The organism is Mycobacterium sp. 155 (assembly GCF_000373905.1).
In the GTDB taxonomy this organism is placed as follows: domain Bacteria; phylum Actinomycetota; class Actinomycetes; order Mycobacteriales; family Mycobacteriaceae; genus Mycobacterium.
In genome coordinates this window covers 3,948,802-3,973,230 of record NZ_KB892705.1, presented here as the reverse complement: position 1 = coordinate 3,973,230, position 24,429 = coordinate 3,948,802, and the positions used below count along the sequence as shown (strand labels likewise).

Annotated in this window: 26 protein-coding genes; 13 read left to right on the top strand and 13 right to left on the bottom strand. The window is 66.8% G+C overall.

What is annotated here, in order from left to right; genetic code table 11:
• Positions 1 to 15: 15 nt before the first annotated feature.
• The 3 genes from B133_RS0118890 to glf are packed head-to-tail and all read right to left on the bottom strand — an operon-like array spanning position 16 to position 3,789.
• Positions 16 to 546 (bottom strand): phosphatase PAP2 family protein, encoded by a 531-nt coding sequence (locus B133_RS0118890; RefSeq protein ID WP_018603269.1) that lies wholly within the window; start codon positions 544 to 546, stop codon positions 16 to 18.
• 1 nt (position 547) lies between these two features.
• Entirely contained in the window at positions 548 to 2,533 is a 1,986-nt protein-coding gene (locus tag B133_RS0118885) for a glycosyltransferase (RefSeq protein ID WP_018603268.1), read from the bottom strand.
• Positions 2,530 to 3,789 (bottom strand): UDP-galactopyranose mutase, encoded by a 1,260-nt coding sequence (gene glf / locus B133_RS0118880; protein ID WP_026256624.1) that lies wholly within the window; start codon positions 3,787 to 3,789, stop codon positions 2,530 to 2,532. The genes B133_RS0118885 and glf overlap by 4 nt, the downstream gene beginning before the upstream one ends.
• Before the next feature lie 214 nt (positions 3,790 to 4,003).
• Here glf and B133_RS0118875 point away from each other — a divergent pair, with 214 nt between their 5' ends.
• Both B133_RS0118875 and B133_RS0118870 read left to right on the top strand, forming a co-directional pair.
• Positions 4,004 to 4,927 carry a hypothetical protein gene (locus tag B133_RS0118875; RefSeq protein ID WP_026256623.1) on the top strand — a complete coding sequence of 308 codons (924 nt, stop codon included), beginning with the start codon at positions 4,004 to 4,006 and terminating at the stop codon, positions 4,925 to 4,927.
• Between the two features lie 133 nt (positions 4,928 to 5,060).
• Positions 5,061 to 6,671 (top strand): N-acetylmuramoyl-L-alanine amidase, encoded by a 1,611-nt coding sequence (locus tag B133_RS0118870; RefSeq protein WP_018603265.1) that lies wholly within the window; start codon positions 5,061 to 5,063, stop codon positions 6,669 to 6,671.
• Positions 6,672 to 6,675: 4 nt separating this feature from the next.
• On the opposite strand, the gene B133_RS0118865 is transcribed toward B133_RS0118870, so the two are convergent.
• The 3 genes from B133_RS0118865 to B133_RS0118855 are packed head-to-tail and all read right to left on the bottom strand — an operon-like array spanning position 6,676 to position 9,059.
• The gene (locus B133_RS0118865) at positions 6,676 to 7,500 is read right to left on the bottom strand and encodes a Cof-type HAD-IIB family hydrolase (protein ID WP_018603264.1); all 825 of its coding nucleotides are present in this window, start codon (positions 7,498 to 7,500) and stop codon (positions 6,676 to 6,678) included.
• 2 nt (positions 7,501 to 7,502) lie between these two features.
• The gene (locus B133_RS0118860; RefSeq protein ID WP_018603263.1) at positions 7,503 to 8,258 is read right to left on the bottom strand and encodes a 1-acyl-sn-glycerol-3-phosphate acyltransferase; all 756 of its coding nucleotides are present in this window, start codon (positions 8,256 to 8,258) and stop codon (positions 7,503 to 7,505) included.
• Positions 8,259 to 8,264: 6 nt separating this feature from the next.
• Entirely contained in the window at positions 8,265 to 9,059 is a 795-nt protein-coding gene (locus B133_RS0118855; protein ID WP_018603262.1) for a 1-acyl-sn-glycerol-3-phosphate acyltransferase, read from the bottom strand.
• Between the two features lie 121 nt (positions 9,060 to 9,180).
• Here B133_RS0118855 and B133_RS0118850 point away from each other — a divergent pair, with 121 nt between their 5' ends.
• The gene (locus B133_RS0118850) at positions 9,181 to 10,725 is read left to right on the top strand and encodes an MBL fold metallo-hydrolase (RefSeq protein ID WP_018603261.1); all 1,545 of its coding nucleotides are present in this window, start codon (positions 9,181 to 9,183) and stop codon (positions 10,723 to 10,725) included.
• Positions 10,722 to 11,057 carry a hypothetical protein gene (locus B133_RS0118845; RefSeq protein WP_018603260.1) on the top strand — a complete coding sequence of 112 codons (336 nt, stop codon included), beginning with the start codon at positions 10,722 to 10,724 and terminating at the stop codon, positions 11,055 to 11,057. The genes B133_RS0118850 and B133_RS0118845 overlap by 4 nt, the downstream gene beginning before the upstream one ends.
• 3 nt (positions 11,058 to 11,060) lie before the next feature.
• Here B133_RS0118845 and B133_RS0118840 read toward each other — a convergent pair whose 3' ends face one another.
• Both B133_RS0118840 and serS read right to left on the bottom strand, forming a co-directional pair.
• Positions 11,061 to 11,876, bottom strand: a complete 816-nt coding sequence (locus B133_RS0118840; protein ID WP_018603259.1) for a DUF5718 family protein — start codon at positions 11,874 to 11,876, stop codon at positions 11,061 to 11,063.
• Between the two features lie 64 nt (positions 11,877 to 11,940).
• The gene (gene serS / locus B133_RS0118835; RefSeq protein WP_026256622.1) at positions 11,941 to 13,200 is read right to left on the bottom strand and encodes a serine--tRNA ligase; all 1,260 of its coding nucleotides are present in this window, start codon (positions 13,198 to 13,200) and stop codon (positions 11,941 to 11,943) included.
• Between the two features lie 147 nt (positions 13,201 to 13,347).
• Here serS and B133_RS0118830 point away from each other — a divergent pair, with 147 nt between their 5' ends.
• The 3 genes from B133_RS0118830 to B133_RS0118820 are packed head-to-tail and all read left to right on the top strand — an operon-like array spanning position 13,348 to position 15,377.
• On the top strand, positions 13,348 to 14,775 hold the full coding sequence (locus B133_RS0118830; RefSeq protein ID WP_018603257.1) for a septum formation family protein: 1,428 nt from the start codon (positions 13,348 to 13,350) through the stop codon (positions 14,773 to 14,775).
• A 3-nt stretch (positions 14,776 to 14,778) separates the two neighbouring features.
• On the top strand, positions 14,779 to 15,129 hold the full coding sequence (locus tag B133_RS0118825; RefSeq protein ID WP_018603256.1) for a metallopeptidase family protein: 351 nt from the start codon (positions 14,779 to 14,781) through the stop codon (positions 15,127 to 15,129).
• A gap of 59 nt (positions 15,130 to 15,188) precedes the next feature.
• On the top strand, positions 15,189 to 15,377 hold the full coding sequence (locus tag B133_RS0118820) for a hypothetical protein (RefSeq protein WP_018603255.1): 189 nt from the start codon (positions 15,189 to 15,191) through the stop codon (positions 15,375 to 15,377).
• 4 nt (positions 15,378 to 15,381) lie between these two features.
• Here B133_RS0118820 and B133_RS0118815 read toward each other — a convergent pair whose 3' ends face one another.
• Both B133_RS0118815 and pheA read right to left on the bottom strand, forming a co-directional pair.
• Complete coding sequence (locus B133_RS0118815) at positions 15,382 to 16,068, bottom strand: histidine phosphatase family protein (RefSeq protein ID WP_018603254.1); 687 nt, start codon at positions 16,066 to 16,068, stop codon at positions 15,382 to 15,384.
• Entirely contained in the window at positions 16,065 to 17,000 is a 936-nt protein-coding gene (pheA, locus tag B133_RS0118810; RefSeq protein ID WP_018603253.1) for a prephenate dehydratase, read from the bottom strand. Before pheA ends, B133_RS0118815 begins: the two co-directional genes overlap by 4 nt.
• A gap of 128 nt (positions 17,001 to 17,128) precedes the next feature.
• Here pheA and B133_RS0118805 point away from each other — a divergent pair, with 128 nt between their 5' ends.
• The 4 genes from B133_RS0118805 (at position 17,129) to B133_RS0118790 (ending at position 20,707) form a co-directional block, all read left to right on the top strand.
• The gene (locus B133_RS0118805) at positions 17,129 to 17,911 is read left to right on the top strand and encodes a DUF2470 domain-containing protein (RefSeq protein ID WP_026256621.1); all 783 of its coding nucleotides are present in this window, start codon (positions 17,129 to 17,131) and stop codon (positions 17,909 to 17,911) included.
• A 58-nt stretch (positions 17,912 to 17,969) separates the two neighbouring features.
• Positions 17,970 to 18,731, top strand: a complete 762-nt coding sequence (locus B133_RS0118800; protein WP_026256620.1) for a CPBP family intramembrane glutamic endopeptidase — start codon at positions 17,970 to 17,972, stop codon at positions 18,729 to 18,731.
• 31 nt (positions 18,732 to 18,762) lie between these two features.
• Complete coding sequence (locus B133_RS0118795) at positions 18,763 to 20,025, top strand: LCP family protein (RefSeq protein WP_369751462.1); 1,263 nt, start codon at positions 18,763 to 18,765, stop codon at positions 20,023 to 20,025.
• Between the two features lie 133 nt (positions 20,026 to 20,158).
• Positions 20,159 to 20,707, top strand: a complete 549-nt coding sequence (locus B133_RS0118790) for a ferritin (RefSeq protein ID WP_026256618.1) — start codon at positions 20,159 to 20,161, stop codon at positions 20,705 to 20,707.
• Here the strand turns inward: B133_RS0118790 and B133_RS0118785 are convergent.
• From B133_RS0118785 to B133_RS0118775, 3 genes are read right to left on the bottom strand one after another with little or no spacing between them, the layout of a single operon-like run.
• Positions 20,704 to 21,567: a glycerophosphodiester phosphodiesterase gene (locus B133_RS0118785; protein WP_018603245.1), complete on the bottom strand. Its 864-nt coding sequence runs from the start codon at positions 21,565 to 21,567 to the stop codon at positions 20,704 to 20,706. The two genes, B133_RS0118790 and B133_RS0118785, sit on opposite strands and share 4 nt — an antisense overlap.
• A gap of 4 nt (positions 21,568 to 21,571) precedes the next feature.
• Entirely contained in the window at positions 21,572 to 22,648 is a 1,077-nt protein-coding gene (locus tag B133_RS0118780; RefSeq protein ID WP_026256617.1) for a DUF4328 domain-containing protein, read from the bottom strand.
• A 34-nt stretch (positions 22,649 to 22,682) separates the two neighbouring features.
• On the bottom strand, positions 22,683 to 23,024 hold the full coding sequence (locus B133_RS0118775; protein ID WP_026256616.1) for a rhodanese-like domain-containing protein: 342 nt from the start codon (positions 23,022 to 23,024) through the stop codon (positions 22,683 to 22,685).
• Between the two features lie 465 nt (positions 23,025 to 23,489).
• Here B133_RS0118775 and B133_RS24710 point away from each other — a divergent pair, with 465 nt between their 5' ends.
• Together B133_RS24710 and B133_RS0118760 are read left to right on the top strand one after the other, a co-directional pair.
• Complete coding sequence (locus B133_RS24710) at positions 23,490 to 23,648, top strand: hypothetical protein (protein ID WP_085974202.1); 159 nt, start codon at positions 23,490 to 23,492, stop codon at positions 23,646 to 23,648.
• A gap of 127 nt (positions 23,649 to 23,775) precedes the next feature.
• The gene (locus B133_RS0118760; RefSeq protein ID WP_018603238.1) at positions 23,776 to 24,399 is read left to right on the top strand and encodes a superoxide dismutase; all 624 of its coding nucleotides are present in this window, start codon (positions 23,776 to 23,778) and stop codon (positions 24,397 to 24,399) included.
• Positions 24,400 to 24,429 lie beyond the last annotated feature (30 nt).

The following is a 24,429-nucleotide window of genomic DNA, read 5'->3' as shown; positions in this document are numbered from 1 at the left end:
TGTGCTCATCGCTCATCAGTCTCCTTCGACCCCGGAACCCCGGTCCACCGTTTTACCGACTGCCTTCCCCACCAGGGCACCGACGACCACGCCGGTGAGCACATCGGTCGGGTAGTGCACACCGAGCACCAGGCGCGACAGCGCCATCGGCGGCACCAGGACTGCGGGCAGCGGCAGACCGGTGGTCTCGGCCAGCAGCACCGCAGCCGCGGTGGTGGAGGTGGCGTGCGCCGACGGGAAGCTCAGTCGGCTCGGCGTGCCCACGTTCACCGCGATGTCGGGGTGGTGCGGACGCTCGCGGCGGACCACCCGTTTGATCAGCACCGCGGCAGCGTGCGCCAGGAACGCCCCGACACCCACGGCAATCCAGGACCTGCGCTTCGACGGCTGCGCCAACGCACCTACCGCGGCCAGCCCGACCCAGCCCAAGCTGTGCTCCCCGAAGTGGGACAACGCACGGGCCCCGGCCAGTACGCCGGGGCGGCCGGCCAGTGCCGACTGAACGGCTACCAGCACAGCGTCTTCGCCGCGCGGGGCATCGGTCATGTCAGACCTTCTCGGCAGACTCGGTGAGCAGCACGCTCTCCCACTCCTGGGTGCTCGTCAGCGCAGGCAACGCCTCGCGGTACACCTTGCGCAGCCGGTCGAACTGACGGGCCAACCGCATCTGCTGGCGCAGCGAAGCACGCAGCAACGCAAACATTTTCGCGCGATCACGCTGCCGGTACACCACGCCGCGCCCATCCGCGGTGGTGACGGTGACACCGTCGACCATGCACAACGAGAACCAGCGGGCGTCCTGGGTCGCCACGTTGATCTGCGGCCGGACATGGGTTTCCGGATCGGCCTCGCGCAGCTGGTTCGCGATGCCGCGGACCAGCCGGATCGCGATCGCGGGCTTGGACACCGGGATACGCACCCTCTTGCGCTTCAGATCCGACGCCGGCGGCAGTGCGGTGGCACCCGGCAGCACCACGGCGTCTGGATACTGCGACCGCATCTCGCGGATGTCGGGCAGCGCCGATTCCAGGATCGAGAAGATGTGCTCGGGCCCGGCGAGGAAGTCCTCCATCGCCCGGTTCTGGATGGCGACCGTCGAATACTCAAGGCAGAGAAGGTGTTTGAACGTCGCCTTGAGATGGCTGGCCAGCAGCCCCCGTACATCGCCATCCCAGTGCAGGGCCGCGACGACCAAGCGGTTGCGCAGGTGGAAGTACGCCTGCCAGTCGATCGCATCGTCCTTGTCGCTCCAGGCCATGTGCCAGATCGCGGCACCGGGCAGGGTGACCGTGTGATAGCCGCGTTCGGCGGCGCGCAGCCCGTACTCGACGTCGTCCCACTTGATGAACAGTGGTACCGGCTGGCCGAGCTCCTCGGCGACCTGCCGCGGGATCATGCACATCCACCAGCCGTTGAAGTCGACGTCGATCCGGCGGTGCAGCAGCTTGCTGCGCTCGGCGTCGATGTCGTCAAGGGCGTACTTGGCGAAGTCGTGGTCGTACTCGGCGTTGGGCGCGGCCGACCACATGAAGTTCGCGCGGTCGACCATCTCACCCATGATGTGCAGGTGGGACGGCTCCTGCAGGTTGAGCATCTGCCCACCGACCAGCGTCGGCTCCTTGGCGAACCGGTTCATCGCCAGGGCTCTCAGGATCGAATCGGGCTCGATGCGGATGTCGTCGTCCATGAACAGGATCTGTTCACAGTCGGTGTTCTTCAGCGCCTCGTACATGACCCGGCTGTAGCCGCCCGAGCCGCCGAGGTTCGGCTGGTTGTGAATCGAGAGCCGGTTGCCAAGGGCCGCCGCGGCCTTGTCGAACCCGGGATGGTCCTTGGCCTTGCTGGTGCCCTGATCCGACACGATGACCGCACCGATCACGTCGTCGACCAGCGGATCCGACGTGAGCGCGGCCAGGGCGTTGACGCAGTCCGAGGGCCGGTTGAAGGTCGGGATGCCGACCGCGACGTTGGCCCGCCCGGGCGCGGCAGTCGGGGCGTACCAGCCGGCGCTGTGCAGCGTCACCTTGGAATCGGTGGTGATGTCGAACCAGATCCAGCCGCCGTCCTCGAACGGCATCAGGTCGATCTCGAATTCGACGGAGGCGGGGCCGACCATGGATTCCGCGGCGCGGGCGCCGCCATCAGGCCCGGCGGCCGGTCCGCCGGTCCCGCTGGAGACGGGGGCGCCGCCGACGGTGATGCGCGCGCCGGTGGCCTTGGAGCGGTACACGTCGACGCGGGCGCTACCGGTCAGCTCGACCCGCAGCACCACGGATTCCAGCGTCGACCAGCGCCGCCAGTAACTGGCCGGGAACGCGTTGAAGTAGGTCGCGAACGATATCCCGGATTCCGGGCCGATTTCCAGCGTCGTGCGGCTGGGGGCATGGGCACGGCGGGCGTTGGTCGGATCCTCGTCGATGTAGAGCTTGCGGACGTCCAGTGGCTCACCGGGCCGCGGCAGGATGACGCGGGCCAGCAGACTGACCGCCCTGGACTCTCCGGCCTCCAACGCGCCGGACGGGATGTCACTCATGCGTTGCTGCTTTCTTGGTATCGAGCTTTGGTCTCGCCGTCGGTCGTCAGCGGCGCACCATCACGCAGATGCGGCGCCAGCGTGTTGTCGTACATGTTCAGGGCGCTGGCGATGGCCATGTGCATGTCCAGATACTGGTAGGTGCCCAGCCGGCCACCGAAAAGCACCTTGGCCGACGCGGTTTCAGCTTTGGCGCGGGCTCGGTAGGCGGCCAACAGGGCGCGGTCACCCTCGGTGTTGATCGGGTAGTACGGCTCGTCGTCGTTCTCGGCGAACCGGGAGTACTCGCGCATGATCACGGTCTTGTCCGCCGGGTAATCCCGCTCGGGGTGAAAGTGCCGGAATTCGTGAATGCGCGTGTAGGGCACGTCGGCATCGTTGTAGTTCATGACGGGCGTGCCCTGAAAATCCCCGGTGTCGAGCACGTCAACCTCGAAATCGAGTGTGCGCCAGCCCAACCGGCCTTCCGAATAGTCGAAGTAGCGGTCCAGCGGCCCGGTGTACACAACCGGCGCGTCCGGGCTCTCGGCACGCAGGCGTGCGCGCACGTCGAACCAGTCGGTATCCAGCAGCACCTGGATGCGGTCGTCGGCAGCCATCTTCTTCAGCCACGCTGTGTAGCCGTCGACGGGCAGACCCTCATAGGTGTCGTTGAAGTAGCGGTTGTCGAAGGTGTAGCGCACCGGCAACCGAGTGATGTTGGCCGCGGGCAGTTCTTTGGGATCGGTCTGCCACTGCTTGGCGGTGTAGTGCTTGACGAAGGCCTCGTAGAGCGGGCGGCCGATCAGCGAGATGGCCTTTTCCTCGAAATTTGCGGCGTCGATCGCTGAAATCTCCGCGGCCTGCTCCTTGATAAGGGCCCTGGCCTCGTCCGGGGAGAAGTAACGGCCGAAGAACTGGCACACCAGGCCCAGCCCCATCGGGAACTGATAGGCCTGCCCGTTGTGCAGCGCGAAGACCCGGTGCTGATAGCCGGTGAAGTCGGTGAAGTTCCGGACGTAGTCCCACACCCGTTGATTGGAGGTGTGGAACAGGTGGGCGCCGTATTTGTGAACTTCGATACCGGTCTGCGGTTCCGCTTCGGAATAGGCGTTACCGCCGATGTGCGGACGGCGCTCGATGACAAGTACACGCTTGTCGAGTTGTGTCGCCACGCGCTCGGCGATCGTCAGGCCGAAGAAACCGGAACCAACGACAATGAGGTCGAAACGACCAGTGGGCTGGACCGCGCCGACCCGGGGATATAAGGACGTCATCGGCAGCCAGGGTATCCGACCGGCCCGCTGCACCCCGAATTCGACAGCGACCGCAGGTCGCAATTCGCTCACAATTCAATATCGTCACTCTAGGCCCATTAGTCACACCAGTACCATCGATCACGTTGGCACTCATGGGCTTCGCACGTTTCGTCCTTTAGCTGCCGACAGCAATGAGCAGTAGATATATGCAGTCCAATTTGAGGAGACTTCCGTGCCGAACCGACGTCGACGCAAGCTCTCGACAGCCATGCGCGCAGTCGCCGCAGTGGCAGTCGCAACTCCAGCCGCATTGGTTGCGGTCACCCAGCTTTCTCCCGCACCCCAGCAGCGCGAATTCACGCAGGCCGCGATGGTCACCGATCTGCCCGGCGAGTTGATGTCCGCACTCTCCCAGGGACTCGCCCAGTTCGGCATCAACCTGCCGCCGATGCCGACCGGCTTGCTCAACGGCACCGGGGCGTCGCCGTCGCTCGCCTCACCGACGCTCACGTCGCCGGGCCTGGGTTCGCCAGGCCTGACCAGCCCGGGTCTCACCTCACCGGGCCTGACCGATCCCGGCCTCACCTCGCCGGGCCTCACCTCGCCCGGGCTCACCAGCCCTGGGCTGACAAACCCGGGCCTGACCAGCCCCGGCCTGACCACGCCAGGCCTGACGGAGGCCACGCCGAGCCTGACCGCACCGGGCGCGCTGACCGACCCCGGCCTGAGCAACCCGGCACTCACCAACCCGGCCGGAGCCATGCCCGGTGGACTCACCACGCCTAGCCTGGGCGCACCCGCGACAGGCCTGACCACACCCGGGCTCGGCACCGATCCGTCACTGATGCCCATCTCCAACGGAGGCGCCCTGCCCGCCCCGGGCGAGGTGCCCATCACCGGCGACCCGGGCCTGGGCGGCACCTATCCGATCCTCGGTGGTGCCGACCCGTCCCTGAGCGCGATGCCGGCCACCACCAGCAGTGGCGGCGGTGGCCTCCTCGGCGATCTGTCCAGCGCCGCCCAGCAGCTTGGCGCCGGCCAGGCGATCGATCTGCTCAAGGGCATAGTGATGCCGGCCATCACCTCGGCAATGAAGTCGGGTGTTCCGGCAGCCGCACCCGCGGCGGCACCTGTCCCGACGCCGGCCACGCCCTGACGGTCCTGTCGCGAAACGCTTGTCACAAAACGGCACCGCAGAAGCCAGTGCAGGCTCTGCGGTGCCGTTGCGTGCACAGATAAATCGCGTGTCGAATCATTAGTAACAACAGACACATACGTAACATCAGTCCGTGCTGTCCCGCCGTTCCGCACCGTCACTTCTCTTAACTGCGCTCGCGGCGACAGTCGTCATCCTCCCGTGGGCGATCGGCGGTACGCCTGACAGCAACCGCGCCCAGGGCAGCGACGCCGCACCGGTGCTCACCCAGCAACCACTGGACAATCTGGCCGCGGGCGACAGTATCCGCGAGATCCACCAGGACACCCCGTTCTCGATGGTCGCGCTCACCGCGCAGGACCTCAGGGGCACATCGGCCAAGGTCCGAGCCCAGAAGGCCGACGGCTCCTGGGGCCCCTGGTATCAGGCGGAAAACCTCGACGGCGTAGGCGACGAGGGTGGCACAGGACCACGCGGAACCGAACCGGTGTTCGTCGGCCGTACCACCACCGTGCAGATAGCCGTCACGCGCCCACTACCGACGGCACACCCCGGCACCACCCTGCCCGGGCCGCAGGAACCCGGCCTCGGTTACCGGCCGGCTTCCGTCGAGAAACCCTTCGCCCAGACCGTCAACGCCGTGCTGATCAGCCCGCCGAAGGCTCCGGTGGATACCGGAAGCCTCCCCACCGCCGCCACCCCGCCCGGGGTACCACCGCACATCATCACCCGCGCCCAGTGGGGCGCCGATGAGGCGATGCGATGCGGAAACCCGGTGTACGACCAAGGCATTCGCGCCGCCGTCGTGCACCACACGGCCGGTAGCAACGACTACGCGCCAGAAGACTCCGCAGGAATCGTCCGCTCGATCTACGAGTACCACTCCCGCACCCTCGGCTGGTGCGACATCGCCTACAACGCCCTGGTCGACAAGTACGGCCAGGTCTTCGAGGGCCGCGCCGGCGGTATGAACCGGGCTGTCGAGGGGTCGCACACCGGCGGGTTCAACCACGACACCTGGGGTGTGGCGATGATGGGCGACTTCACGACCGTCCCACCCACCGAAATTCAGTTGAACACCGTGGGACGGCTGCTCGGTTGGCGGCTCGGTCTCGACCACGTCGACCCCAAGGGCTCCGTGGTGCTCACCTCCGCCGGCGGCGCGTTCACCCATTTCCCGCTCGGCTCCACCCCAACCCTGCCGACGATCTTCACCCACCGCGACGTGGGAGACACCGAGTGCCCCGGCAACGCCGCCTACGCCGAGATGGACCGGCTCCGCGATATCGCCGCCCGCTTCAACCAACCACCAAGCCCCGCAGACCTGGCAGAACAGATGCGCGGCGGAGCCATCTACGACCGCTGGCAATCCCTCGGCGGGCCCGGCGGCCTACTGGGCAACCCAACCTCACCCGAGACCGCGGCCGAGGGGACGGCGCGCTACGCCACGTTCGAGAAGGGCGCGGTGTACTGGTCACCACAGAGCGGTGCCGAACCGTTGACCGGGGCCATCTACGACGCGTGGGGCATGCTGGGCTTCGAACGCGGCATCCTCGGGTTGCCGACCAGCGGTGAGATCGCCGAACCGCTGTGGATCGTGCAGAACTTCCAGCACGGCACCCTGAACTTCGACCGCGAGAAGGGCACCGTGACCCGCGTGGTCGACGGCGTGCCGCAGGAGCTGCCGCCGCCACCCCCCGACCGGCAGCCGGTTCAGCTGGAGCGGTTCACCCCGATCACGTAACGGGTCAGCCCCACCAGCGTTCCAACACCCGAGCGACGCCGTCGTCGGCGTTGGTCACCGTCACCTCGTCGGCGGCCGCGAGTGCGTCGGGGTGGGCGTTGCCCATGGCTACGCCGCGACCGGCCCAGCTCAGCATCGGCACATCGTTGGGCATGTCGCCGAACGCCACGACGTCGACGGCGGTGAGCCCGAGCGGGTCGACGACCTGCTGCACCCCGGTAGCCTTGCTGATGCCCACCGGCACCACCTCGATCAGACCGTTGTTGGTCGAATAGGTGATGTCGCCGAGCAGCCCCAGGTGCGGGACGAGCGCGGCTGCCATGTCGTCACTGCGCGCGCCCGCCTTGCGGACCAGCAGCTTGACCGCGGGCTGCGACAGCAGGTCCGCTACGGACACCTCTGTGTTGTCCGGGTTGAGCCACGCATGCTCGTAACCCGGTGAGCTGACGAACTGCGGGGTGGCGGCATCGTGTGCCGAGGAACCCACGCGCTCCACGGCCAGGCCCGCGCCCGGTATCACCCGAGTCGCGATCTCGGCGAGTTCACCAAGAATGTCGGGCAGCAGCGTGTTCGCCGAGACGATCCGGTCGGTGGCCGGGTCGTAGATCACCGCGCCGTTGGCGCACACCGCGAGCGGCGCCAACCCCAGCCCGTCGACGACAGGCCTGATCCATCGTGGCGGCCGGCCGGTCGCCAGCACGAACCTGGTGCCCGCCGCGACAGCGGCCTGCACGGCCTCGCGCGTCCGCGGCGTCACCTTCTCGTCCTCGTCGAGCAGCGTGCCGTCAACGTCCGTGGCGATCAGCCCCGGCCTCCGGTCGGCGGTCATCGTTACTTCCTGTCGCTTCGCGCGGCCCGCTTGCGCACCCGCTCGGCCAACTCGGCCTCGTCGAGACGCTTGGCCTCCTCCGGAGTCGGTGCCGTTCCACCCAATCGGCGCGGCACCCAATACTGCCCCACGGGCGTCGGGTACTCGCGCTGCACCCGGTCCAGCAGACCCGTCATCGCCGTTCGCAACCGCGCCTCCAGTTCCACCGTCGAACCGGTCGGCGCGATCGGCTCACCCAGCTCCACGGTGATCGGGAACTTCTTGCGCCCCAGAACCCTCGGATGATCCTTGGTCCATATCCGGTGTGCGCCCCAGACAATCAGGGGAACGATCGGGACATCGGCCTCCAGCGCCATCCGCACTGCTCCTGTCTTGAAGTCCTTGAGCTCGAAGCTGCGGCTGATGGTGGCCTCCGGGTACACCCCGACGAGTTCGCCGTGGCGCAACGAGTCCACCGCGGCGGCATAAGCGCTCGCACCCGCGTGGCGGTCCACCGGAATAGTGCGGGTGTGTCTGATCAGGAATCCGACCGGCTTCACCTCCGCCATCTCGGCCTTGATCATGAAGCGCATCCGACGACCGCGTTCCTTCGCGGCCAGGGCAGCGGGCAGGAAATCAACGTAGCTGGTGTGGTTGATCGCCACGACAGCGCCGCCCGTCGCGGGGAGGTTCTCCAATCCACGAAAGGTGATCCTGGCTCCGGTGGCCCGGACCACCATCTCGGCCGCGATCTCCAGACCTCGGAAAACCGGTTCCATAGGGCCCTACCCCGACGCCCCAGTCGGCTCGGCGGGTCCGGTCTGTTCCCCCAACGCCCGCCGCCGGGCCGCCTTCTCGGCGGCCTCCTCGGCATCCATCCGGTTGGCTTCGGCCAGCGACGGCGCGCCACCACCGAGGCGGTGCGGCACCCAGAACTCTCCCGGCGGATACGGCCCGTAGGCGTCCTGTACCTGCTCGAGCAGATGCTGCATCCGGGAATGCAGAAGTGCCGTCAACTCCGCCGGAGGCAGCGTCGGCTGGATCGGCTCACCGACCGCGATCGAAATGGGCACCTTGGGCCGGTACAGCTTCTTCGGGCGCCCCTTCGTCCAGATGCGCTGTGCGCCCCACACGATGAGCGGGACGATCGGCACACCGGCCTGAATCGCCATGCGCGCAGCACCCGACTTGAACGCCTTGATCTCGAAACTGCGGCTGATGGTCGCCTCGGGGTACACCCCGACCAGCTCACCGGCCTTGAGATAGTCGACCGCGGTGTCGTAGGAGGCCGCGCCCGAATCGCGGTCCACCTCGATGTGGCGCAGGCTGCGCATGATCGGCCCGGTGATCGTGTTGTCGAACACCTCTTTTTTGGCCATGAACCGCACCTTGCGGCCACGCTTCTGCTTGTACGCAGGCAGACCCGCGAAGGTGAAGTCGAAGTAGCTGGTGTGGTTGATGGCTATCACCGCGCCGCCGGTGACGGGCAGGTTCTCCACCCCGGTCACAGTGAACTTCAGCCCCTGCATGCGCCAGACCAGCCGAGCGAGCTGGATGACAGTCCCGTACACCGGTTCCACAGCCGCAAGCGTAATCCGCAACCCGACGCGCCGCGTATGCGGTCACCAGGCGGGCTTCGGCACCGCGCCGGGTTCCAGCTAGGCTGGCTGGCGCTCCATGTTCTGAGTCGAAAGGCTATTCGTGCAGGTCACCAGCGTCGGACATGCCGGCTTCCGGATCGATACCACGGCCGGCAACATCTTGTGCGATCCCTGGGTCAACCCGGCGTACTTCACATCGTGGTTCCCGTTCCCGGACAACAGCCAGCTGGACTGGGCGGCTCTGGGCGATGTCGACTACTTGTACGTCTCCCACCTGCACAAGGACCACTTCGACCCCGAAAACCTGCGCCGCCACGTCAACAAGGACGCGGTGGTGTTGCTGCCGGACTATCCCGTGCCGGATCTGCGCCGCGAGCTGGAGAAACTGGGCTTCCACCGGTTCTTCGAGACCACCGACTCGGTGAAGCACACGGTCAGCGGGCCCAAGGGCGACCTCGAGGTGATGATCATCGCGTTGCGAGCCCCTGCGGACGGTCCGATCGGCGACTCCGGGCTGGTGGTGTCGGACGGCGTCACGACGGCCTTCAACATGAACGACGCGCGGCCCGTCGACCTGGACGTGCTGTACGCCGAATTCGGCCACATCGACGTGCACATGCTGCAGTACTCCGGGGCCATCTGGTATCCGATGGTCTACGACATGCCCGAGCGGGCCAAGGAGGCGTTCGGCATCCAGAAGCGGCAGCGGCAGATGGACCGCTGCCGCCAGTACATCGCCCAGGTCGGGGCCACGTGGGTGATCCCGTCGGCCGGCCCGCCGTGCTTCCTTGATCCCGCACTGCGCGGCCTCAACGACGACCACGGCGACCCGGCCAACATCTTCCCCGACCAGATGGTGTTCCTGGACCAGATGCGCCGGCACGGCCACGACCGAGGCCTGCTCATGGTGCCCGGGTCCGTCGCCAATTTCACCGGCTCCGAGCTCAACGGGCTGAGCCACCCGATCGAAGACCCCGAAGCGGTGTTCACCACCGGCAAGGCCGCCTACATCGAGGACTACGCCCGGCGGATGTCCCCCGTGCTGGCCGCCGAGAAGGCCGGCTGGGCGCCTGCCGCGGGGGAACCGCTGCTGGAGCCTCTGCGCGCATTGTTCGAGCCGATCATGAGCCAGTCCGACCAGATCTGCGACGGTATCGGCTACCCCGTCGAACTACGCCTGGGCCCCGAGACGGTGGTGTTGGACTTCCCGAAACGCTCTGTGCGCGAACCGATTGCAGACGAGAAGTTCCGCTACGGGTTCGAGATCGCCCCGGAACTGGTGCGCACCGTGCTGCGCGACGACGAGCCGGACTGGGTCAACACGATCTTCCTGTCCACCCGGTTCCGCGCCTGGCGGGTGGGCGGCTACAACGAGTACCTGTACACCTTCTTCAAGTGCCTGACCGACGAGCGGATCGCCTACGCCGACGGATGGTTCGCCGAAGCGCACGACGACACCGCGACCATCACGCTCGCCGGCTGGGACATCCAGCGGCGCTGCCCGCACCTGAAGGCCGATCTGTCGAAATTCGGTGTGGTGGAAGGGAAAACCCTCACCTGCAACCTGCACGGCTGGCAGTGGAACCTGGAGAACGGGCGGTGCCTGACCACAAAGGGACATGAGCTGAGGTCCGCGAAGTCGTGAGCGCACCGCGCCAGTACTACGACGACGGCCTGATCCAATTGGACCGTGAGGCGATCACGCTGCGGCGCTACCACTTTCCGTCCGGAACCTCGAAAGTGATCCCGCTGCGCGACATCCGCAGCTACAAGGCCGAGTCGCTGAACATTCTGCACCGCTTCCGGTTGTGGGGCAGTTCGGATCTGCGTCGGTGGCTGCCACTGGACGTCGGGCGACCCCTACGGTCGACGCTGATCACCCTTGAGGTGGAGGGGGCCTTTTGGCGGCCGGCGTTCACCCCGGCCGATCCGCAGCAGTTCGTCGAGATGCTCGATGAGGTGCTGCACACGCCGTAACGATCAGCGGTCCGAAACCACCTGGCGCAACTCGGATGCCACATCCGTCACGGTGTCGTATACCCGAACGATGGCCTCGTCGCCCGCCTTGAGGTAGGTGGACTCGCCGAGCGGGGTGTAGCGGGTGGCGCCGATGCCGATCAGCACGTTCCGCGGATGTCCACTTGCCACCATCAGTGCACCGACATCTTCCAGCGGCGTGTCCGTAGAACCCTTCTGGTTGGCCAGCCGCTCGACGATCCAGTCCAGCAGCACCTCGCCGTAGTACGAGTAACCGACGAGTGGGGAGTCCACGCCGTAGGCATGCTGTTCACCGTCACCGTCGCGCAGGAAGCACACCAACCGCATGGTGGCCGTCGGCCCGTCAGGGGTCAGGTCGCTGATGTCGAAGAATTGTGGCGCAACGCCTTTCGAGGCCGGGCCCCAGTTCTTCTTGTAGCTGATCTTCGGGGCGCCGGGCCGCCGGATCGAGCAGTCGTTGAACGCGCCGAGCGCAAACGGCTCCAACCGCACCACGGTGTCGCCGTTCCACACCACCCGGCAGGCCACACCGACCTCGGGTTCGATCTGCAGGTTCAGCGGCCCGTCAACCTCCTCGGCCGCGGGCAGCACGATAGCGTCGTCGGACAGCGGGAACTCACCCAGGAAGTCGTCGCGGCCCGGCGCGTACCAAGGAAAAATGCCTTTGGGCGCATAGCCTTCCGTCACGACCTTGACGAAATCCCCAGCCTCCCCTGCCTGTTCGAGATGGCCGGCGAAGTTGCCCGCCACCCCGAACCCAAACCAGTTCCGCAGCTCGTCCAGGTCGATATCGATCATGGCTGCAACCCTACTGTGAGCCTGTCAAGCCGGTGATACGTCGTCCCCGTGTCGAAGCGGTGTGCTATTTCCCGGACTCCAGGACTTCGGTGCCGACGAACGGCACGAGTGCGGCGGGCACCCGCACACTGCCGTCGGGTTGCTGATGGTTCTCCAGGATCGCCACCAGCCAGCGGGTGGTGGCCAGGGTCCCGTTCAGGGTGGCCGCGACCTGTGGTTTGCCGTTCTCGTCGCGGTAGCGGGTGGACAGCCGGCGGGCCTGGAACGTCGTGCAGTTCGACGTCGAGGTGAGCTCGCGATAGGTCTGCTGGGTGGGGACCCAGGCCTCGCAGTCGTATTTGCGGGCCGCCGACGAGCCGAGATCCCCGGCGGCGACGTCGATCACCCGGTAGGGCACCTCGATGGCGGCCAGCATCTGCCGCTGCCAGCCCAGCAGCCGCTGGTGCTCGGCCTCGGCGTCCTCGGGCTTGCAGTAGACAAAGCCTTCGACCTTGTCGAACTGGTGCACGCGGATGATGCCGCGGGTGTCCTTGCCGTAGCTGCCTGCCTCGCGCCGGAAGCACGACGACCAACCCGCGTAGCGCCGCGGTCCGGCCGACAGGTCGAGGATCTCGTCGGCGTGGTAGCCGGCCAACGGCACCTCCGAGGTACCGACCAAGTAGAGGTCGTCGGCCTCCAACCGGTACACCTCCTCGGCGTGTGCACCGAGGAATCCCGTGCCCGCCATGACTTCCGGCCGCACCAGGACCGGCGGGATCATCAGGGTGAACCCGTTCGCCACGGCCAGCCGGGCGGCCAGCTGCAGCAGACCGAGCTGCAACAGCGCGCCGTGACCGGTGAGGAAGTAGAACCGCGAACCGGAGACCTTCGCACCGCGTTCCATGTCGATCAGGCCGAGGGTCTCGCCCAACTCGAGATGATCCTTGGGGTTCTCGATGGCGCGAGGTTCGCCGACCATGTCCAACAGCGCGAAATCGTCCTCGCCACCGGCCGGCACGCCATCGATGACGACGTTGGCGATCGCCATGTGCGCGGCGGTGAAGGCCGTGTCGGCCTCGCTCTGCGCCACCTCGGCCGCCTTGACCTGCTCGGCCAGGTCCTTTGCCTGTTCCAGCAGCGTCGGGCGGTCCTCCGGGGAGGCCTTGCCGACGAGCTTGCTGGCGGCCTTCTGTTCGGCCCGCAGATTGTCGGCCGCCGAAACCGCCGCCCGCCGAGCGGCGTCGGCTTGCAGTAGCGCGTCAACGAGTGCGGGCTCTTCACCGCGGGCCCGTTGCGACACACGAACGGTTTCGGGATTCTCGCGCAGCAGCCTGAGGTCGATCACGGGCGCAACCATACTTTCGACGACGCCAAACCGTGCATCCGAGGTGGCTTGTGAGGGGCTGCCGCGCGAATCGATGGCCGATAGCCAGCACAACCACATAACATTACAACTGCATCACTTGTCACAGAGCCTGACACGCCTGTCACAATGGACGCGATGTTGGAGGCACCCGAGCAAGACGATCTGCTCCCCTACCGAACCGATGACGATCGGAAGTGGGGCAAGTGGTGGCACAGTTTGCAGGCCACGTCGACGCGGCGTGCTCTGCTGCTGACCGCGCTCGGCGGACTGCTCATAGCAGGTCTGATCACGGCGCTGTCGCACGGCGGAGGCGCTGAGACCGGGCTCAGCGCGGGCGCGATCTCGCTGGGTCCCCGCGGCAACGACACGTTCGATCACGTCAAGCCCGGCGACTGCCTGAACTGGCCGGGAACCAACCCCGATGCCGCCCACATCGTGGCCTGCAAGGACGAGCACCGGTTCGAGGTCGCCGAATCCATCGACATGAAGACCTTCCCCGGCGCCGAGTACGGCCCCAACGCCGCGCCACCGTCGAAGGAACGCGTCGCACAAATCAGCCAGGAACAGTGCACGCCGGCGCTGCGCTCGTACCTGGGCCCGAAGTTCGACCCGAACGGTAAGTTCACCATCGGCCTGCTGTGGTCAGGAGAAAAAGCCTGGAAGCAGTCCGGCGAACGGCGCATGCTGTGCGGCCTGCAGTTGCTCGGCCCCGGCGACTCCCAATTGCCGTTCCAGGGCAATGTCGCCGACATCGACCAATCCAAGGTGTGGGCGGCGGGCACGTGCCTGGGCATCGACCCGGCCACCGATCAGCCCACCGACGTCCCGGTCGACTGCGCACAACCGCACGCCATGGAGGTCACCGGTGCGGTGAACCTGGCAGAGAAGTTTCCCGGCGGCCTGCCGGCAGACTCCGATCAGGACTTATTCATCAAGGACACCTGCACCAAGCTGACCGACGCCTACCTGGCTCCGGTGCAGTTGCGTGCCACCACGCTGGCGCTGAGCTACAGCACGATCTCGCTGCCGAGCTGGTCGGCCGGTAGCCACCAGGTGTCCTGCAACATCGGCGCCACCCTCGGCAACGGTGGTTGGTCAACCCTGCTGAACAGCGCCAAGGGTGCACTGCTGATCAACGGGCAGCCGCCCGTCCCACCCCCGGACATTCCCGAAGAACGCCTCAACATGCCGCCCGTTCCGATGCCGGATGCCTCGTCCGCTTCCACCTCGCAGTCGTCGGGGTCCCAGTCCGGGTCGTCGTCCTCGAATTCGGGGTCGTCCTCGGCGTCGGATTCATCCGGGTCAACGGATTCTTCCGGGTCGTCGAACAGCCAGACCCAGCACATGCCGCAGCAGTCGGCGACCAGCACGGCCGCACCGGCACCGGCACCTCAGTCGAACACCAATCCACCGCCGGCCGCTCCGGCCGCAGGCGACCAACCTGCACCGGCTCCTGCAGGAGACCAGCCCGCACCGGCAGGCGACCAGCCCCCGGCCGGCCCGCCGCCCGGGCCGGCGGCACCCGAGGCACCGCCCATTCCGCCGGGACCGTGACCCATGGCTGCGCGGATGCGCTCACAACGGTTTGACGAGCTGGTTTCGGACGCGCTCGACCTGATTCCACCCGAGTTGGCGGCCGCCATCGACAACGTCGTGGTCCTGGTCGAGGACCGCAATCCGGATGAGCCGGACATCCTGGGCCTGTACCAGGGCATCGCACTCACCGAACGGGACTCGTGGTACGCAGGGGCACTGCCGGACACCATCACGATCTACCGCGACGCGATCCTCGATATCTGCAGCAGTGAGGACGAGGTTGTCGACGAGGTCGCGATCACGGTGATCCACGAGATTGCGCATCATTTCGGGATTGACGACGAGAGGCTCCACGATCTGGGGTGGGGATGATCCGGAAATGACCCGCGCGGCAACCGCGCAGTGTCGGCGCGGGGTGCTATGAACAGGCCATGAGCATCCAGTGCCGATATTGTCTGGCCGGGCTGGAGCACTGCCACGGCACGGTCATCCATCACATCCGGTATCGCTCGGAGTGCACCGACGAGGGCTGCACCACACCCGAATCCGCACACACCTTCAGCGTTGACTGCGAGTCCGTCGGCTGCTCGTGCAGCCAGGACGTCGCGCTGGCGATGTAAGCCCTCAGCCCATCGGGTCGGGTGCGCGCAGTGCCTCCTCCACCAGGCGTACGGCCGGTTCGGGGTAGAACGGCGGAGTCATCTGGGCCCACTGCACGCAGCTCCACCGTCCGTCGGTAACGGGCGCCAGGATCACCGATTCGGTGTTGGCCAGATGGTGGTCGAGTGCGAAGCCGCCATCTACACCGGCCAGTACCGCGGCCACCAGCCGGATCGCCGCGCCGTGGCTGACCAGGACAATGTCACCGGTGAAGGCGTCGTCATCGAGATAGCGCAACCGCAGCTGGGTGAGCACCGGGACGTATCGGTCGAGCACCTCGTTGGCGCTCTCGCCGCCGGGCATCGCCAGATCCAGCTCCCCCCGATGCCAACGCTGGTATGTGGTGTTGAACTCCTCGATCGCCGCGTCGTCGTTGCGGTTCTCCAGCTCGCCGACCTGCACCTCGTGCACACCCTCGAACTCGTGCGGGGTCAGTCCGACCTCACCGGCGATGCCCACCGCGGTCTGCGCTGCCCGGCGGGCGATCGAGTGAGCGACGATGTGCGGACGATGGCCGAGCGCACCGGCGAACTGCCGCGCCTGATCGCGGCCGAGGTCGGTGAGTTCGGCACCGGGCGGTCGGGTATCCAGACGGCGGTCGATGTTGCCGAACGACTGGCCGTGCCGGACGAGGATCAGTCGTCCGCTCATGCCATTCCCTTGCGCAGCCGCGTCAGCCACTGTGTCGCCTCGTCGAGTGGCGGGGGCAGTGCGCCCGTCGCCGATCCAGTCGGCCAGGAACCCAGATATCGCACATCTGCACAACGCCGGAAGAGTGCTTTGAGTGCCTCGGCAACCGAATCGTCGTCGATGTGCCCGACACAGTCCAGGAAGAACAGGTAGGTACCCAACTCGGTTCTGGTGGGCCGGGATTCGATGCGGGTCAGGTCGATGTCACGGATCGAGAGTTCGGTCATCGCCGACACCAGCGCGCCGGGCACGTTGTCGAGCCGCAGCACGACCGAGGTCCGGTCCGCGCCCGTGGCGGGCGGAGGCGACCCGGGCCGGCCGACCAGGACGAACCGGGTGCGGGCATTGGCCTCGTCGACGACATCGTCGGCCAGCACGTCGAGCCCGCAGCGCTGCGCGGCCAACCTGGTACTCACGCCGGCATCAGCGCGTCCTTCGGCGACGTCGTGTGCGGCCGCCGCGTTCGAGGTGGTCGCGACCACCTCGGCGGCGGGGAAGTTGGCCGACAGCCACCGACTCACCTGGGCCAGGGCGACCGGGAAGGCCGCCACCGTCCGAATGGGTCCCAGGTGACCGGGACGCGTGACGATGGTGAACGCAACGTCGAGGGTGAGCTCGGCATAGATCTGCAATGGGCTGCCGGCGGCCAGGCTGTCCATCGTCGGCAGCACCGACCCTTCGATGGAGTTCTCGATCGGCACGCATGCATAGTCGGCCGCGCCGTCACGCACGGCTGTCAGCGCACCGGGTGTGGTGTCGGTGCGAACCGCAGCAAACCCGGCGTCGCCGGTAGCGATTCCTGGGCTCCCCGGAACCAGTCCGGCGGCCACCATCTGCAGTAACGCCGCTTCGGTGAAGGTTCCTTCGGGGCCGAGGTAGGCGATGCGCAGCACGTTGCCAACCCTATCGGTTCGGTCGACCACGCTCGGAGCAGTGAAAGAGAAGCCTTGCACTTTCCCGCCAGTGAGTTAAGTTAGGCTTACCTCACTAACGTGTACCCGAGAAAACGAAAGGCGGCGAGATGGCCACAGCGGCACCGACGACAGCCGAACGAATCCGCAGCGCCTGTGCGCGAGGCGGTGACGCAATGCTCGCCGTCGAGGGCATCGAGCCGGTCACATCTCCCGTCCACCATCTGCTCGACGACGGCTCATTCGCCATCACCGTCCCCGCTGCCGGTCCGCTGAGCTTCCAGGTGGCCTCCTCCGGCTCGGCCGGCGTGCAGGCCGTCCTCGAACTCACCGACTATGCACCACTGCCACTGCGGGAGCCGGTGCGTTCCCTGGTGTGGATCCGCGGCCGCCTGCAGCAGGTGCCCGCCGAAACGGTCGCACCGCTGTTGGACCTGATCGCCGGCCAGGACCCCAATCCCGCGCTGCTGCAGGTCAATACCGGAACCGACCAGTCCGACGACAGTTACGTCCTGATGCGTCTTGAGATCGAGTCGGTGGTCGTGGCCGACACCAGTGGCGCCGAATCGGTCCCGCTGGGCGCGCTCCTGCAGGCCCGCCCCGACCCGTTCTCCACGATGGAATCCTGCTGGCTACAGCACCTGGAATCGGCTCACCGCGATGTCGTCGAAAGGCTGGCAACCCGGCTACCCATGGCCTTACGCCACGGCCGGGTGCGCCCACTGGGCCTGGACCGTTACGGCGTGCAGCTGCGGGTCGAAGGCACCGACGGCGACCACGACGTCCGGTTGCCGTTCGCCAACCCGGTCGACGACGTCACCGGACTGAGCCAGGCCATCCGGATCCTCATGGGCTGCCCGTTCCTCAACGGGCTACGCGCGCGGCACGTCTGACCTGCCCGGGCAGGTCGGCGCTCCTCGTGTGCGCGAGGTGACCGCTACCGTTGCTCCGGTGACCGCGGCCCCGTCGACCGATCCTCAGCGCCGCGGCTTGCGGATCGAAATCGCCGTCGTCCTGGCGGTGACCTTCGGGCTCAGCGCATACACCGCGCTGCTGAAGCTGACCGAAGCCGTCCTGCTCGGCCTGTCCGGGCAGACGATCACCCTCAACCCGAAGCGCTCGCCGTTCGACCTGATCGACCTCGGCCTGCACCTGGCAGGCATCGTGCAGCTGCTGGCTTGGGGTGCCCTGGCGCTCTACCTGTTGTGGCGCAGTGGTTTCAGCCCGCGCTCGATCGGCCTAGGGCGGCCGCGGTGGCGCGCCGACGGGCTCGGCGGCCTAGGCCTGGCCGCGCTGATCGGCCTGCCCGGGTTGGCGTTCTATGCCGGCGCGCGGCTGCTCGGCCTGACCGCGACGGTGGAACCGGCCGAACTCTACGACACCTGGTGGCGCATACCTGTACTGATCGGCGCGGCGTTCGCCAACGGCTGGGCCGAGGAGATCATCGTGGTGGGTTTCCTGCTCACCCGGCTGCGCCAGCTCGACATCAGTCCCCGCCGCGCCCTGGTGATTTCCAGCGTCCTGCGCGGCGCCTACCACCTCTACCAGGGCTACAGCGCCGGCCTGGGCAACATCGTCATGGGGCTGGTGTTCGGTTACGCCTGGCAGCGCACCGGCCGGCTGTGGCCGCTGATCATTGCGCACACCGTGATCGATGCCGTGGCATTCGTCGGCTACGCACTCGCAGCCCGCCATCTCGGCTGGTTGCAGTAAACCAGATGCGTCCGGCACGTACATTTTTTCTGTGGACGACAACCGGCACCCAGGCCCAGCGCCACGGCGTGAGCCGTCACAGGTGATCCGGCGCGATCCGAACCATCGTCCCGCCTGGCCGCCGAACCCGCCCACCCCACCGCAGCGCCGGCATGCCCCGCCACCGCCGCCCCCTCCGCCACCACCGCCGCCGCCACGCGTGCCGCCGGGCCGCATGCCGCCACCCCCACGGCCGGCCCCCGTTCATGCAGGGCCCCCGCCCCCACGCCGCCCGCTGCCACCAGCAGGGACGCCACCAGTGCCGCCGCCTGCGCCGCTCAAGCGCCGGCGTAAACGGCACTGGGGCGCAATCCTGCTGGCCCTGCTACTGGTCGGGGTGCTGGCGCTGGTAGGGGGAGGGGTGTGGATCGACTCGTCGCTGCACCGCATCACGGCGTTCGACTCGTATCCGGACCGTCCGGCACCGGGCCACGGCACCAACTGGTTGCTCGTCGGCTCCGACAGCCGCCAGGACCTCACCCCCGAGCAGCAGGCCGACCTCGCCACCGGAGGAGACATCGGCAACGGCCGCACCGACACCATCCTGCTGGTGCATATCCCGGCGCTCGGGTCGAGCACACCCCCGACGATGGTGAGCATTCCCCGCGATTCCTACGTGCCGATACCCGACAACGGCACGGACAAGATCAACGCCGCATTCTCATTGGGGGGTGCGCCGCTGCTGGCACAGACCGTCGAGCAGGCCACCGGGCTGCGTCTGGACCATTACGCCGAGATCGGCTTCGGCGGATTCGCCGACCTGGTCGACGCCGTCGGTGGCGTCACGGTGTGCCCGGCCGAGCCGATGAGCGACCCCCTGGCCGGCATCGACCTGCCCGCGGGCTGCCAGCAGCTCGACGGGCGCAACGCGCTCGGTTTCGTGCGGTCCCGCGCCACACCCCGCGCCGACCTGGATCGCATGGTCCATCAGCGGCAGTTCATGTCGGCGCTGCTACACCGCGCGACGAGCCCCAGTGTGCTGCTCAATCCGCTGCGATGGTCTCCCATGGCGCATGCGGCGGCCAAGACGGTCACCGTCGACCAGGACGCCCACGTGTGGGATCTGGCACGGCTCGGCTGGGCGTTGCACGGCGATCCGGTCACCACCACGGTGCCCATCGGAGACTTCGGCGCGAGTGACTCCGGTTCGGTGGTGGTGTGGGACCACGATGCTGCGAGCCGATTGTTCGACGCCCTGGCAGCCGATTCGCCGCCACCCGCCGACACCCTGAACGCCAACGAGCCAAAAGGTTAGCCAAAGCTAAAAATAGCGAACAGCAAATTCGAGTCAGAACGTGTCATCCACGTCACAGGAGTTAGGCAATGCTGACCTCAATGAGGCTGACCTTCTCAAAGCATACCGTCTGACCTGCTATATCATCACTGACATGACAACTACCGGCCCACTCGAAACAAAATTCCACACACTTCTGCACGACCAAATTCGCAACGAATTCACTGCCTCACAGCAATACATTGCGATCGCCGTGTATTTCGATGGAGCCGATCTTCCCCAGCTCGCCAAGCACTTCTACAACCAATCGGTCGAAGAACGCAATCACGCGATGATGCTGGTGCAGTACCTGCTCGACCGTGACATCGAGGTCGAGATACCCGGCACCGACGCGGTGTGCAACCAGTTCGCCGAGCCCCGCGACGCGCTAGCGCTCTCGCTCAAGCAGGAGCGCACGGTCACCGAGCAGATCAGCCGATTGGCCAGCGTGGCCCGCGAGGAGGGCGACTACCTCGGCGAGCAGTTCATGCAGTGGTTCCTCAAGGAGCAGGTGGAAGAGGTGGCGTCGATGTCGACGCTGGTCCGTATCGCCGAGCGCGCCGGCGACAACCTGTTCCATCTGGAGGACTTCGTCGCCCGCGAGCTTGCGGCCGCCGCAGGCGCCGATCCCTCGGCTCCCAAAGCCGCCGGGGGCACCCTCTAAGAGTTCGACACGCCGCCCGTCCCGCCCGCACCGGTCAGGCCGTTCAGCAGCCAGTCCTTAGTGCGGCCGGGGTGGTTGGTGGCCACCCAGGCCACCCCGATATCCCGGCAGAACTGCACGTCCTCATAGTGGTCCACGGTCCAGCAGTACAGCGCCCGGCCCTGCGCTGCCGCCCGGTCGACCAATTCGGGATGCTCCCGCAACGTGGCGATGGACGGCCCGACGGCCGTCGCTCCCACCGTCGTCGCCGCGCTTCCACCCAGGTAACGCGAGGTCTCCCCGAGCAGCACCGTCGGCAGCATCGGCGCGGCCCGCCGGATCCGCCACACCGCGGCCGCCGAGAAGGACATCACCACGGCCCGGGACAGATCCGCCGACGCGGGTGAGGCGATCCCGTAGCGGTGCAGCAGGGCCAGCACCTTGTTCTCCACCAATGCGCCGTAGCGGACCGGATGCTTGGTCTCGATAAACAGCTTCACCGGCCGGTTCCAGTCCAACACCATGGAGACCAGTGCATCCAGGGTCAGCAGCCCGGTGTCTCCCTGACCACCGTCGGTGTCCCTGCTGGCATGCCACGATCCGTAGTCGAGGTCCCGCAGCTCGGACAGGGACATTTCACTGACCAACCCTGTACCCGTCGACGTGCGATCCACCCGGCGGTCGTGCACGCACACCAGGTGCCCGTCGCGGGTGAGCCGCACATCGCATTCGACGCCGTCGGCGCCCTCCCGCAGCGCCAGATCATAAGCGGCAAGGGTGTGTTCGGGCCGGTCCGCGGAGGCCCCGCGGTGCGCCACCACAAACGGATGCGATAGACCCGGTGTCGCTGGCTCTTCGGCAGCGGCTTCGCCCGCGTTCATACCGCTATGCTGCCGGGTTTTGCCCCTGGGTCTCAACCGGAACCGCCGATTCCGGCTCATCCGGTTGGCTTGCGTCCGGTTCGCTCGCTACCACCACCCAGCGTCGGGTGCTGCGCTCGCCCGGGGCGCCCTCGAAACCGAGATACACCCGCGAGACCAGCAAGACCGAAGCCAGGGCCAGCAGATACCCGACGGCGACGATCACGTTGTCGTCGGCAAGGTTCTGCGTGCTGTTGGCAAAGAACGTGACGACGACGGTATCGATGACCGACCACAGCGCGACGACGGCGCTGAGTGCCCACACGATCCACCACACCACGATCGGGCGGTGCAACCGTGTCAGCCGGCCCTCCACAGTCGCCAGCTCGATCACATACACCGGTGCGAACACCACGTTGATTCCGGGGATCAGCGTGAGTGCCCACACCTGCGCAGCGGGGTGCGGGTCGGTCTGCCCGCGTTCGGCATAGGCGGCCGCGCGTCGCGCGATGAGCCATCTGACCAGGATCACCGCGGTGATGCCCAGGATGACGAGCGCCACGAGGCTCGCCAATACACCGAAGACCACCGCCGCGGCGGCGATCCACGGATGCAGCAGGACGCTGCGGTTGATCAGCATCAGCGCGTAGCGCAGCACATGCGCGAAGGCCGCGACACCGAGCGCAACCATGGTGGCGACCAGCATGGTGCGCACAGTTGCTGGTTGGGGCCCGGCATGTTCGCGGGCCTGCTCGGCGCCGACGACGTCGAAATGCTGCTGCAGGCCCCAACGCGGGACGACCGGGTAGTGAGGAGTGGGCCCGAGCAGCCCGCGGCGCACGCGGCGCCGCGGCGGAGCGCCCGGGCGCAGCGCGACCCAGCGATAGCCGGGCGCCAAGCGAGATGAGGCCGCCTGCGGCGACCGCTTGCCTTGCGGCTGGGCGGGCCCATGTGGCTGCGGAGGTGGTGTCGGAGCGGCCTGCGGCGGAGTCCACTGCATCACCGACGGCGCGAGCAACGTGCCACCGCACCGCGGGCACCACGACCGCTGCCGGTCACGCACATTCCAGCGCGTTCCGCACTGCGAACACACCTGGATCATCGGTTCAGCCTAGCGACGGTTGCGGAGCGGCCTCTCACACGCTGCCGGGACTGCCGTCGTCGGTGACCACTGGCCGGCCGGCACCCACCCAGGCCAGCATTCCACCGTCGACATTGGTGGGCGTATATCCGTTGCGCGCGAGGTAGTTGGCGACACGCAACGAACGGCCACCCGCGTGGCACACCACGAATAATTCGGCATCCGGGTCGATCTCGGCCATCCGGGCCGGCACATCGCCCATCGGGATGTGCTGGGCCCCCGCCACATGACCGCGCTGCCATTCGTCGTCCTCGCGCACGTCGAGCAGCACCACCGTCTCACCGAAAGTCGTCGGAACAGCGGCGATACCGGCCTGCGCAACCTCCACGTCGTCCATACCGTCCATGCTTGCACGCGGATTCGTGCGATGCATCCAGTCCCCGGCCTGACTGTCGATTTAGCAATCCAAAACTATCCACAGTTTCCACAGGTTCATCCACAGGCCGGTACCTGCGCCGGCATGAGCCAACCGGGTTTAGCTGTGCGCATGCTGATCACCACTGTGGATAACCCTGTGTTCGTCTGCCTGTCGATCAACAGCCACTTGGAGTCGAGCGAAATGAGTTGTTCGGCTAACCATTCGCCTCGGCACACCGCGTCGCGGCCGCTGTCGAGCCACCCCGCACCGGTATCCCGGTAACCGGCTGAGCGGGCGGACCACTGGGCGGGGTCGGCCCGGGGTTTTGCGGTGGGCGACGGTGGATTTTTGCCCACCCACCCGAGGGTCTATGCTCGGCGTCACACCAGCCGTTGTGACAGAACTCACTGGGTGAACGTTGATCCTGCAGTTCAGGAGCGTGTGATGGCATCACATCCAATGGGTCCCGGGAGTGTCGTGCCGCATCCCGAGCAGCATCCATCCGGCTGTCTGCACACGCAAAATCAGCTCATGGTCTTCCTCCGCGCGAGCGCTATCGCGCTGATCCTGCTGGGCGTCCTGGCACTGATCGTCTGGCTCTGACTTCCGACTCATCGGGTTTACGTGTGAGGGATGACACGCATCGTTGCGGTGCGCGTTGCGATGAAGCAATGTGTACGACGATCTTGTGGGCGCCTGGCGCGATCGACCGATTTGAGGAAGGAATCACGTGGCTGAGTACACCCTGCCCGACCTGGATTACGACTATGGAGCGCTTGAACCGCACATCTCCGGCCAGATCAACGAGCTGCACCACAGCAAACATCACGCGGCGTATGTCAAGGGTGTCAACGACGCGGTGGCCAAGCTTGAGGAAGCCCGCGCCAACGGCGATCACGCCGCCATCTTCCTCAACGAGAAGAACCTCGCCTTCCACCTGGGCGGGCACGTCAACCACTCGATCTGGTGGAAGAACCTTTCACCGAACGGCGGCGACAAGCCGACCGGTGATCTTGCTGCGGCTCTCGATGACCAGTTCGGTTCGTTCGACAAGTTCCAGGCTCAGTTCACCGCTGCCGCCAACGGTCTGCAGGGTTCAGGCTGGGCGGTGCTCGGTTACGACAGCCTCGGCGACCGCTTGCTGACCTTTCAGCTCTACGACCAGCAGGCCAACGTGCCACTCGGCATCATCCCGCTGCTGCAGGTGGACATGTGGGAGCACGCGTTCTATCTGCAGTACAAGAATGTCAAGGCAGACTATGTCAAGGCGTTCTGGAACGTAGTCAACTGGGAGGACGTACAGAATCGGTACACGGCCGCGACCTCGAAGGCCAATAGTTTGATCTTCGGCTGAGGCTCGTTTCCCATCTTCCAGGCGGAGCGT

Coding starts and splice junctions, on each gene's coding strand:
- B133_RS0118890 (WP_018603269.1), bottom strand. CDS start 546: ATGACCGATGCCCCGCGCGGCGAAGACGCTGTGCTGGTAGCCGTTCAG.
- B133_RS0118885 (WP_018603268.1), bottom strand. CDS start 2,533: ATGAGTGACATCCCGTCCGGCGCGTTGGAGGCCGGAGAGTCCAGGGCG.
- glf (WP_026256624.1), bottom strand. CDS start 3,789: ATGACGTCCTTATATCCCCGGGTCGGCGCGGTCCAGCCCACTGGTCGT.
- B133_RS0118865 (WP_018603264.1), bottom strand. CDS start 7,500: ATGACCGCCGACCGGAGGCCGGGGCTGATCGCCACGGACGTTGACGGC.
- B133_RS0118860 (WP_018603263.1), bottom strand. CDS start 8,258: ATGGAACCGGTTTTCCGAGGTCTGGAGATCGCGGCCGAGATGGTGGTC.
- B133_RS0118840 (WP_018603259.1), bottom strand. CDS start 11,876: ATGATCGATATCGACCTGGACGAGCTGCGGAACTGGTTTGGGTTCGGG.
- B133_RS0118830 (WP_018603257.1), top strand. CDS start 13,348: ATGGACGCGATGTTGGAGGCACCCGAGCAAGACGATCTGCTCCCCTAC.
- B133_RS0118825 (WP_018603256.1), top strand. CDS start 14,779: ATGGCTGCGCGGATGCGCTCACAACGGTTTGACGAGCTGGTTTCGGAC.
- B133_RS0118820 (WP_018603255.1), top strand. CDS start 15,189: ATGAGCATCCAGTGCCGATATTGTCTGGCCGGGCTGGAGCACTGCCAC.
- B133_RS0118815 (WP_018603254.1), bottom strand. CDS start 16,068: ATGAGCGGACGACTGATCCTCGTCCGGCACGGCCAGTCGTTCGGCAAC.
- B133_RS0118805 (WP_026256621.1), top strand. CDS start 17,129: ATGGCCACAGCGGCACCGACGACAGCCGAACGAATCCGCAGCGCCTGT.
- B133_RS0118790 (WP_026256618.1), top strand. CDS start 20,159: ATGACAACTACCGGCCCACTCGAAACAAAATTCCACACACTTCTGCAC.
- B133_RS0118785 (WP_018603245.1), bottom strand. CDS start 21,567: ATGAACGCGGGCGAAGCCGCTGCCGAAGAGCCAGCGACACCGGGTCTA.
- B133_RS0118780 (WP_026256617.1), bottom strand. CDS start 22,648: ATGATCCAGGTGTGTTCGCAGTGCGGAACGCGCTGGAATGTGCGTGAC.
- B133_RS0118775 (WP_026256616.1), bottom strand. CDS start 23,024: ATGGACGACGTGGAGGTTGCGCAGGCCGGTATCGCCGCTGTTCCGACG.
- B133_RS24710 (WP_085974202.1), top strand. CDS start 23,490: ATGGCATCACATCCAATGGGTCCCGGGAGTGTCGTGCCGCATCCCGAG.